The sequence below is a fragment of the Enterocloster sp. genome, assembly GCF_057861365.1.
In genome coordinates this window covers 54,854-67,291 of sequence record NZ_DBMACH010000009.1, presented here as the reverse complement: position 1 = coordinate 67,291, position 12,438 = coordinate 54,854, and the positions used below count along the sequence as shown (strand labels likewise).

11 protein-coding genes are annotated in these 12,438 nt (G+C 48.6%); all 11 read left to right on the top strand.

The annotated features are described in order from the left end of the window. Complete coding sequence (locus ACZM6M_RS11170) at positions 1-1,665, top strand: efflux transporter periplasmic adaptor subunit (protein ID WP_489490428.1); 1,665 nt, start codon at positions 1-3, stop codon at positions 1,663-1,665. Positions 1,666-1,685: 20 nt separating this feature from the next. Beyond that, complete coding sequence (locus ACZM6M_RS11165; protein WP_066550739.1) at positions 1,686-2,420, top strand: ABC transporter ATP-binding protein; 735 nt, start codon at positions 1,686-1,688, stop codon at positions 2,418-2,420. After that, positions 2,404-3,582 carry an ABC transporter permease gene (locus tag ACZM6M_RS11160; protein ID WP_066547883.1) on the top strand — a complete coding sequence of 393 codons (1,179 nt, stop codon included), beginning with the start codon at positions 2,404-2,406 and terminating at the stop codon, positions 3,580-3,582. The genes ACZM6M_RS11165 and ACZM6M_RS11160 overlap by 17 nt, the downstream gene beginning before the upstream one ends. Before the next feature lie 222 nt (positions 3,583-3,804). Further along, positions 3,805-4,506 carry a response regulator transcription factor gene (locus ACZM6M_RS11155; RefSeq protein ID WP_066547885.1) on the top strand — a complete coding sequence of 234 codons (702 nt, stop codon included), beginning with the start codon at positions 3,805-3,807 and terminating at the stop codon, positions 4,504-4,506. After that, positions 4,503-5,903: a sensor histidine kinase gene (locus ACZM6M_RS11150; RefSeq protein WP_066547888.1), complete on the top strand. Its 1,401-nt coding sequence runs from the start codon at positions 4,503-4,505 to the stop codon at positions 5,901-5,903. Before ACZM6M_RS11155 ends, ACZM6M_RS11150 begins: the two co-directional genes overlap by 4 nt. 150 nt (positions 5,904-6,053) lie before the next feature. Further along, complete coding sequence (locus ACZM6M_RS11145; protein WP_337433782.1) at positions 6,054-7,070, top strand: ABC transporter substrate-binding protein; 1,017 nt, start codon at positions 6,054-6,056, stop codon at positions 7,068-7,070. 6 nt (positions 7,071-7,076) lie between these two features. Continuing rightward, positions 7,077-7,994, top strand: a complete 918-nt coding sequence (locus ACZM6M_RS11140; RefSeq protein ID WP_066547892.1) for an ABC transporter permease — start codon at positions 7,077-7,079, stop codon at positions 7,992-7,994. Beyond that, the gene (locus ACZM6M_RS11135; protein WP_317438372.1) at positions 7,994-8,791 is read left to right on the top strand and encodes an ABC transporter ATP-binding protein; all 798 of its coding nucleotides are present in this window, start codon (positions 7,994-7,996) and stop codon (positions 8,789-8,791) included. The genes ACZM6M_RS11140 and ACZM6M_RS11135 overlap by 1 nt, the downstream gene beginning before the upstream one ends. Before the next feature lie 111 nt (positions 8,792-8,902). Then, the gene (locus ACZM6M_RS11130; RefSeq protein WP_337433781.1) at positions 8,903-10,567 is read left to right on the top strand and encodes a C40 family peptidase; all 1,665 of its coding nucleotides are present in this window, start codon (positions 8,903-8,905) and stop codon (positions 10,565-10,567) included. Positions 10,568-10,680: 113 nt separating this feature from the next. Further along, a complete protein-coding gene (locus tag ACZM6M_RS11125) occupies positions 10,681-11,394 on the top strand; it encodes a ClpP family protease (protein ID WP_317438374.1) in 714 nt (237 codons plus the stop codon). A gap of 57 nt (positions 11,395-11,451) precedes the next feature. After that, complete coding sequence (locus tag ACZM6M_RS11120) at positions 11,452-12,390, top strand: dipeptidase (protein WP_417045966.1); 939 nt, start codon at positions 11,452-11,454, stop codon at positions 12,388-12,390. The last annotated feature ends 48 nt before the right edge of the window (positions 12,391-12,438 follow it).

The window sequence follows — 12,438 nt, the reverse complement described above, 5'->3', positions numbered from 1 at the left end:
ATGAAAAAGAAAAAATTATGGGTTCGTCTGCTGGCGGCTCTTCTGGCAGCGGCAGTACTTCTTACCGGCCTTATGATTTGGAAAAATAAAAAAACAAAGGCTGCGGCTGCAGCCCGGGCCCAAAGCCTTAATACGGCAGCCGTGGAAAAGAGAACTATTACCTCTGAACTATCCTCCTCAGGTACTCTGGCGGCAAAGGATACATACAGCATCACGTCCATGGTTGAGGGCGAGGTGGTTGCCGCCGCTTTTGAAGAGGGAGATCAGGTGCAAAAGGATCAGGTGCTTTATGAGATCGACAGTTCCAGCATGACAACGGAGCTTACCAGCGCTGAAAATACCCTGACCCGGTCCCGGAATTCCTATGAGGATGCGCTGGAGGATTATAATCAGGCCTTAAGCGATTACAGCGGAAATACATATAAGGCCACAGAATCGGGATATATCAAGGAACTTTATATCAGTGCAGGCGATAAGGTAAGCGGAAATACAAAGCTGGCGGATCTGTACAGTGATGATGTGATGGAGATACGGATCCCCTTCCTTTCCGGCGAAGCAGCCCAGATTACCCCGGGAAGTTCCGCTGTCCTTACGCTGACTGATTCAGGAGAACAGGTGGAAGCGTTGGTTAAGGCAGTTGCCAACCGAGAGGAAGCCCTTTCCGGAGGGCGTCTGGTACAGTATGTGACCTTTACAGTGGCAAATCCTGGTGGGTTGACTGTTTCTACCAGAGCGTCTGCCCGGGTAGGCGAGTGGATCGGAAGTGAGGAAGGGCTTTTTGAGGCTTCCATTGATACCTCTATGGAGGCAGACCTTTCATCCAGCGTAGAAATAGAGGCGATGCTGGTAAATGAAGGCGATTACGTTACAAAGGGAACACCTGTTTTCCGCATGACGGCAAAAACGGCGGATAAGCTGATCCAGAGCTACAAGGACAGTCTGGATAAGGCCCAGGAGAGCGTGGAGTCGGCCCAGAGCCATTTGGAGAGCACTCAGGACAGCTATGACAATTATACGATCACAGCTCCCATTTCCGGCCAGGTCATCACAAAGAATTATAAGGTGGGGGATAATATTACAAAGAACACCAGTAATACCACCGTTCTTGCAGTGATCTATGACCTGTCCAGTCTTACCTTTGAAATGTCCATTGATGAACTGGATATCAAAGAAGTAGAAGTGGGCCAGAAAGTGGCTGTGACGGCCGATGCCTATGAGGGGCAGACCTTTTCAGGTACGGTTACAAACGTAAGCCTGGAGAGTACCTATTCAAACGGAGTCAGCACCTATCCGGTAACGGTAACCATGGATGAAGCAGGAGATCTTCTTCCGGGTATGAATGTGGACGGTATTATTACCCTGGATCAGGCAGAGGATGTGCTTTCAATTCCCGTAGATGCGCTTATGAGGGGAAATCAGGTCTACATAAAGGACGATACAGTTACTGAGCAGCAGGGATCGATCCCCGCAGGCTTTAAAGCCGTGGAGGTAGAAACAGGCCTTATAAGCGACAGCTATGTGGAAATCAAAAGCGGGCTTTCTGAAGGAGATACGGTTTATGTGGCGGAATCCAGCCAGAGCAGCGATGCTGTGATGATGATGCCCGGAGGCGGAATGGGAGGCGGCCCAGGAGGTGGAATGGGAGGCGGTCCCGGCGGCCGCTGACAGAAAGGGTGAAAAAGCTTATGAACGTAAATGAACGGCTGTCAGAGGAAACACATCCACTGATCGAGTTGAAGCATATTTCAAAGATTTACAATATGGGAGGAGAAGAAGTCAGAGCGAATGACGATGTAAATATTTCTATCCAAAAGGGTGAATTTGTGGCTATTGTAGGAAAATCAGGAAGCGGAAAATCCACTCTGATGAATATTATCGGCGCTCTGGACGTGCCGACCACAGGAGAGTATTATCTGGGCGGTGAGGATGTAAGTAAAATGGGAGATAAGCAGCTGGCCAGGATCCGCAACCGTATGATCGGTTTTATCTTCCAGCAGTATAATCTCCTTCCCAAACTTAATCTTCTGGAAAACGTAGAGCTTCCTCTTCTTTATGCGGGAACAGGAGCAGAGGAACGAAAAAAACGGGCCATGGCTTCCCTTGAAAAGGTGGGGCTTGCGGAAAAATGGAAAAATATGCCTAATCAGCTTTCAGGAGGCCAGCAGCAGAGGGTATCTATTGCCAGGGCGCTGGCAGGAAATCCATCCCTGATCCTGGCTGATGAACCCACAGGAGCGCTGGACTCCAAAACCAGCCGTGATGTGCTTAATTTTTTAAAGCAGATCAATGAGGAGGGAAATACCATTGTTATGATTACCCATGACAATTCCATTGCTGTGGAGGCAAAGCGGGTGATCCGCATTGCAGACGGGCATAAAATTTTTGACGGAGATGTAAAAGATTATGCTGCAATCCTTTAAACTGGCTCTTAAAAGCATATGGGGCAATAAGATGCGTTCTTTTCTCACCATGCTGGGGATTATTATCGGTGTGGCTGCGGTGATCATTCTCGTAAGCCTGGTAAATGGATACATGGGGACGATCGTAGAAAATTTTGCCAGCATGGGAGTGAACCAGATCAATGTAAACGTAACCAATCTGACATCCCGAACTGTAAGTCCAGATGAAATGTATGGATTTTTTGAAGAGCACACAGACGTATTTGAGGCTTTAAGCCCCAACGTGACCATTTCCACGACGATAAAAAAGGGAAATGATTCCATGACTTCTACCAGTGTGGCAGGACGCAGCGAGCAGTATCTGGAGATTAAGGACTATGAGCTGCAGCAGGGAAGAAATATCACCTATTCGGATATTCTTTCCCGTCAGAAGGTCTGCGTGATCGGAGCGTATGTGGCCCAGGAGCTGTTTGGCAGTGCTGAAAAGGCTCTTGGGGATACGCTGAAGGTAGGGGGCTATGCCTATAAGGTAGTGGGCGTAGCAGAAATTCAGGATGAGGACGATATGAGCGACGGAGGCACGGATGATTTTGTATGGCTTCCATATACGGCTTCCATTAGTCTGGCGAGAAGCGCTAATATTAACAGCTACACCTTTACAGTGGCAGATACGGATGATGCGGATGAGGCAAAGACACTCATTGAGAATTTCCTTTTTGAGATTTTTAAGGATGACGATTACTATAGGGTATCTGCCATGAGTGAAATGCTGGATTCCCTGAACGAACAGATTGCCATGATGAGCGGTATGCTGGGAGGAATCGCCGGGATTTCCCTTCTGGTAGCCGGAGTGGGCGTTATGAACATCATGCTGGTGTCTGTGACTGAGCGGACAAGGGAAATTGGAATCCGAAAATCTCTTGGGGCGGACAAGGGAACCATTATGCAGCAGTTTGTGATCGAAGCGGCAGTTACCAGTTCTCTGGGCGGAGTGATCGGAATTCTCATTGGCTGCGGGGCTACTGCAGTAGTAGGGGCAGCCATTGGCATTTCGGCTACACCTACATTTTCTGCCATTGTAATTTCATTTAGCGTATCCGTGGGGATCGGCCTGCTTTTTGGTTATATGCCAGCCAGCCGTGCGGCTAATTTAAATCCGATTGATGCGCTGCGAAGTGAATAAGGAGTTTACATTCCCCATCTGCCGTATATGGTGCGATGGGGATTTTTCATTGACATCTTTTTTGACGTAGTATAAACTGAATAGGATGATATATGAAAATTTACGCAGATTTTACATTTCATTGGTTCGGATTTTACTTCTGTTTGGTATGCTGTTTACATGAGGCTTTAAAAAGCATAATATGTAAATTTAATAACAGGGAAAGGGCAGGAATCAGCATTTATGGAAAAAATTTACATCATAGAGGATGACGAAAATATCAGAAATCTGTTAAAGATCGCACTGGAGGGGTTTGGCTTTGAAGCAGAGGGGTTTGAAACAGCAGAAGAAGGGCTGGAGCGTATCCGGCAGGAATGCCCGTCCATGGCGATCTTCGACTGGATGCTCCCGGGAATGGACGGGGTGACGGCCATCCGGCAGATCCGTCAGACCGAGGGGATAAGCGGCCTTCCGATCATGCTTTTGACAGCAAAGGAAAAGGAGCTGGATAAAGTAGTGGGGCTGGACTGCGGAGCAGATGATTATATGGTAAAGCCCTTTGGCGTTCTGGAGCTTTCTGCCCGGATCCGCAGTCTCCTGCGCAGGGTAAGGCGGGAAGAAAAAAAGGATATACTGTCCTATCAGGGGATCAGTATCAATAAAAAGACAAGAGAGGCTTCCAGCAGCGGCCGTGTCTGCGAGCTTACTTTAAAGGAGTTTGAGCTTTTATGTTATCTTTTGGAGAATCAGGCCAGAGTAGTAACCAGGGATGAACTTTTAAACCAGATCTGGGGCTATGAGTATGACGGAGAGACAAGGACACTGGATATGCACATCCGTACCCTGCGCCAGAAGCTGGGAGAAGAGGGAGGAAGCTGCATCAAGACCGTCCGTGGCGTTGGCTACCGCCTGGTGCGCTCGGAGACAAAGGAGGAGGATCGATGAGAAGGGCTATTCTGAAAAAATTTATACTGGTACTTCTGGCGGCGCTGTGTATTAACAGCGTCATCTTTTATCTTATCAGCAGTCATATGATCTTAAAGATGGCCAGAGAGGATATGACCTATACTATAGAAATGATTGACCGGCTGCTCGATTATGAGGATGAATCGTATCTGGCTGTCCAGATCGAGCGTATGGAGGAGTTTACAGGCGCGGATGATACGCGGGTTACACTGATCCATTTAGATGGCACGGTTGTATCTGACACAGATACTTCTACGGAAGATCTGGATAATCATTTAAGTCGCAAAGAGGTAAAAGAGGCTCTGCTGAATGGAATGGGATATGCAAAGCGGTATTCTAAAACCATGGGAAAGCATTTTCTTTACGTTGCCTTCCAGTCACACAGATCAGATATGATCCTTCGCATTTCCGTTCCCTACTCAGGATTCAGCGAATATCTGCCCATGCTGCTGCCGGCTGCCCTTGTGAGCTTTCTTGCCGCTTTAGCCTGTGCATTTGTATTTACCAGGCGGTTTGTGGATTCCGTTACAAGACCCTTGCAGGATATTGTTTCGGAGCTTCAGAAGGTGAAGGGAGGAAACGGGGAGCTCCATTTTTCGCCCTGTCCGTATCAGGAGCTGAATGTGATTGCAGAGACGACCATGGAAATGTCAAATAATGTAAAAGATTATTTGAACCGTATAGAGAAAGAAAAGCAGATCCGTCAGGAGTTTTTCAGCAATGCCTCCCATGAGCTTAAAACTCCTATTACCTCGATCCAGGGTTACGCAGAGCTGATGGAGAGCGGGATGATCCAGGATGAAGCCATGAAGCTGGATTTTATCCGGCGGATCAAAAAGGAGGCTTCCAATATGGCAGGGCTGATCGGGGATATTCTGATGATTTCCCGGCTGGAGGCAAAGGATGCCCAGGTGGTGCTTTCCGATGTGCGGATCAGCCCTCTTTTGGAGGAGATCGCAGAAAGCTTAAAGCCCGCAGCCGCCCAGAGCCAGGTCTTTATCCATATAGATTGCCAGCCGCTGTGCATAAAGGCCAATGTGCAGCAGATGAAGGAGCTTCTTACAAATCTGGTCGGAAATGCGGTTAAGTATAATCATCCGGGAGGACAGGTTTGGGTGACGATCAGAGAACAGGACGGACAGATGGTGATCCGTGTCCGGGATAATGGCGTGGGGATACCGGAGGAAAGCCTGGACCGTATTTTTGAACGTTTTTACCGGGTGGATAAGGGACGCAGCCGGAAACAGGGAGGTACGGGACTGGGACTTTCAATCGTAAAGCATATCGTAAATTTTTATCACGGTTCTATCCATGTGGCTTCTCAGCTGGAAAAGGGAACGGAATTTACGGTTACAATTCCATTGAAATGGGAATAATTGGGCTATACTTTGATACATAAAAGCGCCAATGCGTTAAAAACACAAAAATTTAAAGCAATAAAATTGACGCGCCCTTTTTTTTGTAGTATGATAAAAAAAGTTCGAAAGAAACGGACGAAATTTTGGATAAAAACGAGGAGCGATGTTATGAAAAAGACGGCAAAAATTTTTTCCTTCGTACTGGCCGGAGCGATGGCTGCGGCTGTAACAGGATGTGGATCAGGCACAAATGAAACAACGGCAGCTGCTGCGGACACTTCAAAGGAAGCAGAGGGGAGTAAGGAGGTATACCAGGTAGGTATCTGCCAGCTGGTACAGCACGTTGCCCTGGATGCGGCGACTCAGGGCTTTAAGGATGCTCTGGTGGAGACCTTTGGAGAAGACGGTGTGGAGTTTGATGAGCAGAATGCGCAGGGTGATTCCAACACCTGTTCCACGATCATCAACAGCTTTGTATCAGAGGGTGTGGATCTGATCCTGGCAAATGCAACCGCATCTCTTCAGGCCGCTCAGGCAGGCACCAACGAGATTCCTGTGCTGGGAACTTCTGTAACAGAATACGGTGTGGCCCTGGGAATTTCCGATTTTAACGGAACCGTAGGAGGAAATATTTCCGGAACATCGGATCTGGCTCCTCTGGACGAGCAGGCGGCCATGATCAAAGAGCTGTTCCCGGATAAGAAAAATGTAGGTCTGCTCTACTGCTCTGCAGAGCCTAACTCTCAGTACCAGGTAGATACGGTAAAGCTGGCTCTGGAAGAGCTGGGTTATACATGTGAGTATTATGCATTTTCCGATTCCAATGATTTATCCACCATTGCTACTAATGCAGCTTCTGCAAGCGATGTGATCTATGTTCCTACGGATAATACCGTTGCTTCCAACACAGAGATCATCAATAATATCTGCCAGCCGGCAGGCGTTCCCGTGGTAGCTGGCGAGGAGGGCATCTGCGCGGGCTGCGGCGTTGCCACCTTATCCATCAGCTACTATGATCTGGGTACGGCAACCGGAAAGATGGCTGCAAAGATCCTTTCCGGCGAAGCCAATGTATCTGAGATGCCCATCGAGTATGCGCCTCAGTTTACAAAGAAGTACAACAAAAACATCTGCGATGCACTGGGAGTTGCCGTGCCGGATGATTATGAAGCAATCGAGGAATAACCGATCATGAGTATTATGAGCTTATTTAATTCACTTCCAGGCGCTGTGGCCCAGGGACTAGTGTGGGGCATAATGGCGATTGGCGTATACCTTACCTTCCGCATCCTGGATTTTGCGGATCTGACCGTAGACGGCTCCCTTTGTACGGGGGGCGCTGTCTGCATCGTGATGATGCTTGCCGGACAGAATGTCTGGGTGGCTCTTTTATGTGCCGCTTTGGCAGGGATGGCAGCAGGATTTTGCACAGGTATCCTTCATACCTTTATGGGAATCCCGGCTATTCTTTCCGGTATCCTGACCCAGCTGGGCCTGTATTCCATTAACTTAAAAATTATGGGAAAAGCCAACCAGGCCATCAATGTAGACAAGTATGACCTGCTGGTTTCCCTGCGTTTTATCCGCAATGTACCACTGTTTAAAAATACCATTTTTCTGGTGTCTGTGATGATCCTGGTACTGATCGGTCTGCTTTACTGGTTTTTCGGCACGGAGCTGGGCTGTTCCATCCGTGCCACCGGCGGCAATGACCGCATGGCAAGAGCACAGGGGATCAACACCGATTTTAACCGTGTGCTGGGGCTGATGGTTTCCAATGGACTGGTCGCACTTTCCGGCGCGCTTTTATCCCAGTATCAGGGCTTTGCAGATATCAATATGGGCCGCGGAGCCATTGTCATCGGACTGGCCGCTGTGATTATCGGAGAAGCGATTTTTGGAAAAGTTTTCCACAACTTTGGCTTCCGCCTTCTGGGTGTGGCTTTGGGCTCTATTGTATATTATCTGGTGCTCCAGGTTGTGATCTGGCTGGGAGTTGATACGGATTTACTGAAGCTTCTTTCCGCTGCTGTGGTAGCTGTTTTCCTGGCGATCCCCACCTGGAAGGGAAGATATTTTAAGAGTGCGCCAAAGGGAGGTAAGAGCTGATGCTGGAAATCTGTCATGTGAATAAAACATTTAACAGGGGCACGGTAAATGAAAAGCAGGCCTTGAAAGATTTGAACCTCACCTTAAAGGATGGAGATTTTGTTACGATCATCGGCGGAAACGGCGCCGGAAAGTCTACGACCCTGAATGCGATTGCAGGCGTGTGGCCTGTGGACGAGGGAAAGATCGTGATAGACGGAAGGGATGTGACAAAGCTTCCGGAATATAAAAGAGCCGCCTTTTTGGGCCGTGTATTCCAGGATCCCATGAATGGAACCGTGGCTACTATGGGAATTGAGGAAAATCTGGCTCTGGCTTTAAGAAGAGGAGGGCGCCGCACATTAAAGCCCGGTATTACAGGCAGTGAAAGAAAGCTGTACCGGGATCTGCTCTTAAAGCTGGGACTGGGGCTGGAGGAACGCCTTACCTCTAAGGTGGGACTTTTGTCCGGCGGACAGAGACAGGCCTTAACCCTTCTGATGGCAACTTTAAAAAAGCCAAAGCTGCTTTTGCTGGATGAACACACTGCTGCCCTGGATCCTCAGACGGCGAAGAAGGTTCTGGAGCTTACCAGTGAAATCGTAGAGGAGCAGCGGCTGACTGCCCTGATGGTAACTCATAATATGAAGGATGCCATCCAGATCGGCAACCGCCTGATCATGATGAATGACGGCCATATTATCTATGATGTGAGGGGGGAGGAGAAAAAGAACCTCACGGTGGATGACCTGTTAAAGAAATTTGCCGAGGCCAGCGGCAAAGAATTTGCAAATGACCGTATGATGCTGGCAAATTAAAAATTCATAAAAAATTCACCCATCCAGCCTGTCCTTTATGGTATAATAAAAAGGACAGGCTGTTTTGCACTGCAAAGCAGGAATCAAATTTGAGATGGAGACGATTAAAATATGCTTGAGCATAAGGATTATTTATCCAGCCTGAATAAGGCTAGGAGGAAGCGCAGCCAGAAGCCGGATCCCAGGCTGTGGATTCTGATCCTGGCAGCTGTCCTGGCTGTGGGAGCTATTATTTTTGCGGTGAAATATATGAAAAAGCCGGAATCTGGGGAAATGGTGGTCCGGTCGGTGGGTGAGCAGCTCCAGACGGGAGAGCCGCAGACAGACCCGGCAGCGGCTGTGGCTGCAGAGAGCCATGAAGAGACACAGTGGGAACAGCAGGTGGAGGAAGCTGTGGGTCGTTTTGCCAATCTGGGTCTGATCCAGGTGTCGGGCTATGTAAATATCCGTGAGACTCCGGGAACAGACGGTACGGTTTTAGGTACTATCGCAGACGGAGGCGGATGCGAGGTTCTGGGAACAGAGGGCGAATGGACAAAGATACAGTCAGGAGGTTTAGAGGGCTATGTGAGCAGCCAGTATCTTGTAACCGGCCAGGAGGCAAAAAATCTGGCGGAAAAATATGTAAAGCTCAGAGCTGTGATTACTATGGAGACAGAAGGCGAAAAACTGCGGGTGCGGGAAACTCCGGACGATTCCACCAGCGACAATGTCATAGGAGCCGTATCAGACGGGGAAAGCTTTGAGGTTCTTAGCCAAGAGGACGGATGGATCCAGATTAAGGACGGATATATTTCCGATCAGTTTGCCCAGGTAAGCTATGCTCTGGAGGAAGGACGCAAACTGGATGAAAAAACAAAGGCCATTAATCAGTATGAAAATCTGGTGATGTCCAAGGTGAACGGTTATCTGAATGTGCGCAGTTCACCGGAGGATAAAGGAAATGCCAATATTATCGGAAAGATGACCAGCAAGGCGGGAGGAGAGATCCTGGAAACTCTGGACGGCTGGTATAAGGTGAAATCCGGCCCTATCGTAGGTTATATTTCCTCTGATCCCCAGTACACAGCTACGGGCAGGGAGGCAAAAGATATTGCCCTTCAGACCGCATCCCTGAAAGCGGTGATCAGTACGGATGTGTTAAACGTCCGCACAGAACCCAGTACGGACGCCAAGATCTGGACCCAGATCGTAAAGGATGAAAAATATCCTGTGATCGACGATCCTGAAACGCCGGACGGCTGGCTGAAGATCGATCTTGATTCCGTGGATGAAGAAGATGGGGGCGTATCAGACGGAGCCTATATTTCTACAAGAGATAATAATGTGGAAGTCCGTTATGTGATCAATGAGGCTATTAAGTTTAAACCTGCTGAAAGCGGCTCCGGAGGTTCAGGAAGCTCAGGCTCCGGTTCACGCCGCTCTCAGATAGTGAACTATGCGATTCAGTTTGTGGGAAATCCTTATGTCTGGGGCGGTACCAGCCTGACAAACGGCGTAGACTGCTCCGGCTTTACCATGAAGGTAATGCAGAAATTCGGAGTATCGCTTCCTCACTATTCCGGCTCGCAGGCCAAAATGGGAAAGAAGGTCACTTCTGGAAATATGAAGCCGGGCGATCTGATATTCTATGCAGGCAGCAATGGCCGTATCAACCATGTGGCTCTGTATATTGGAAACGGACAGGTGGTTCATGCGGCAAGCAGGCGCAGCGGCATCAAGATTTCTACCTGGAATTACCGCTCTCCGGTAGCAATCCGCAACATGCTGGATTAAAAGAAAGAAAAAAGGAAAGACTATCCTGAAAGAATATGGGCCGGGTGCCTTATATAAGGTATCCCCTATCCCTTTGTGGTAAGGCCCGATTTGGAAAGGATGGTCTTTTTTATATGAACAGACAGGAAGAACGGCAGACAGAGCAGGAAATCCGTGAAAAAGAGGACAGGGGGTTAAAAGAGTATGGCCAGATGACTCTGGAAGAAAATGGAAAAAAGAGAAAAATTCATCTGCTCTCTATTATAGGAGAGGTGGAAGGACACGAAAACAGCCCCGGTTCTTCCAAAAGCACCCGATACGATCATGTGCTTCCCAGACTGGCCCAGATCGAAGATGACGACAGCATTGACGGAATGCTGGTTCTTTTAAATACATCGGGAGGAGACGTGGATGCGGGACTGGCCATCGCTGAGATGATCGCATCTATGAGCATTCCGGTAGTATCGCTGGTTTTGGGCGGCAGCCATTCCATTGGCGTACCATTGGCCGTATCCTCCTGCTATTCCTTCATTGTACCTTCAGGGACCATGATGGTTCATCCGGTGCGCATGACGGGCATGGTGATCGGCACTGAGCGGACCTATGACTATTTTCAGATGATACAGGATCGTATTTTAACCTTTGTATCGGAGCATTCCGCCATTGCCTATGACAAGCTCCATGACCTGATGCACAATACAGAGATGCTTACCAGGGATCTAGGAACCGTTCTTGTGGGAAAAGAGGCAGTAGACGTGGGGCTGATCGATGCAGTCGGCGGGATAAAGGAGGCATTAGCGAAACTGTATGAGATGATCGACGAGAGAAAAAATCCCGCAAAACAGTAGAAGAAAGAGCAGAAGTATCGTATGATATACACATAAGATAAGACAGGGGGAACAGTCATGAAGTATTTTGACCTTCACTGCGATACCATTGAAGAATTGAAAAAACGCGGGGAGAATTTTTTAAACAGCACCACTCAGTTTACCATACAGGATCAGGAACGGTTTGAGGCGACTGTCCAGTGTATGGCCGTCTGGGTACCGGATTCCATTCGAGGAAGAGCGGCAGTAGAATTTACAGACAGCCATCTGGCCTATCTGGAAACGCTTGTGGAAATGATCCCGGAACGGGCAGTTCTGGCAGATTCCGCTTCTGAGCTGCAGAAAGGGGTAGAGGAAGGGAAATGGGTATTTATCCGGACTATAGAAGGGGGAGCAGCCCTGGGAGGAGATCTGGAAAAGATTGTCCATTTTGCCAAAAAGAAGATTAAGATGATGACCCTTACCTGGAATGGGGAAAATGAGCTGGGAAGCGGCTGTGCCGGAACCGGAGGGCTTACGGGATTTGGAAAAGAGGCCGTGAAGCTTATGGAAGAAAATGGAATCATTGTGGATTGCTCCCATTTAAACGATGCAGGCTTTGAGGATCTTTTGAACATAACGAAAAGGCCATTTGTTGCCTCCCATTCCAACCTGCGTTCCTGCTGTGAGGTGCCAAGAAATTTAAGAGAGGATCAGTTTGTGGAGCTTGTACGCCGGGGCGGCCTCTGCGGCATCAATTTATATTCCCGTTTCCTTTCTGTTCCGGATCAGAAGGGAGAGGGGGAGCGCGAACTGCTGTTTCGCCATATATACAGGATGCTGGAGCTGGGAGGAGAGGACTGTATCGCCTGGGGAACAGATCTGGACGGACAGATCACCTGCGACCCTTCCCTTGGCTCGCCGTTTGGAGCGGCTTCCTTTGGAACATATCTTGCGGAGCGGGGGATTCCCGAAGGGGCTGTGAAAAAATTCTGCTTTGAAAATGCGTACCGTTTTTTCCAATCTTATATGCGGTAAAAAACTGCGTTGCAATTCCCATTAAATTTTTGTATACTATAAGTAATG

Excerpts from the sequence above, each read along its gene's own strand:
- ACZM6M_RS11170 (WP_489490428.1), top strand. The coding sequence starts at position 1 with ATGAAAAAGAAAAAATTATGGGTTCGTCTGCTGGCGGCTCTTCTGGCA.
- ACZM6M_RS11165 (WP_066550739.1), top strand. The coding sequence starts at position 1,686 with ATGAACGTAAATGAACGGCTGTCAGAGGAAACACATCCACTGATCGAG.
- ACZM6M_RS11160 (WP_066547883.1), top strand. The coding sequence starts at position 2,404 with ATGCTGCAATCCTTTAAACTGGCTCTTAAAAGCATATGGGGCAATAAG.
- ACZM6M_RS11155 (WP_066547885.1), top strand. The coding sequence starts at position 3,805 with ATGGAAAAAATTTACATCATAGAGGATGACGAAAATATCAGAAATCTG.
- ACZM6M_RS11150 (WP_066547888.1), top strand. The coding sequence starts at position 4,503 with ATGAGAAGGGCTATTCTGAAAAAATTTATACTGGTACTTCTGGCGGCG.
- ACZM6M_RS11145 (WP_337433782.1), top strand. The coding sequence starts at position 6,054 with ATGAAAAAGACGGCAAAAATTTTTTCCTTCGTACTGGCCGGAGCGATG.
- ACZM6M_RS11140 (WP_066547892.1), top strand. The coding sequence starts at position 7,077 with ATGAGTATTATGAGCTTATTTAATTCACTTCCAGGCGCTGTGGCCCAG.
- ACZM6M_RS11135 (WP_317438372.1), top strand. The coding sequence starts at position 7,994 with ATGCTGGAAATCTGTCATGTGAATAAAACATTTAACAGGGGCACGGTA.
- ACZM6M_RS11130 (WP_337433781.1), top strand. The coding sequence starts at position 8,903 with ATGCTTGAGCATAAGGATTATTTATCCAGCCTGAATAAGGCTAGGAGG.
- ACZM6M_RS11125 (WP_317438374.1), top strand. The coding sequence starts at position 10,681 with ATGAACAGACAGGAAGAACGGCAGACAGAGCAGGAAATCCGTGAAAAA.
- ACZM6M_RS11120 (WP_417045966.1), top strand. The coding sequence starts at position 11,452 with ATGAAGTATTTTGACCTTCACTGCGATACCATTGAAGAATTGAAAAAA.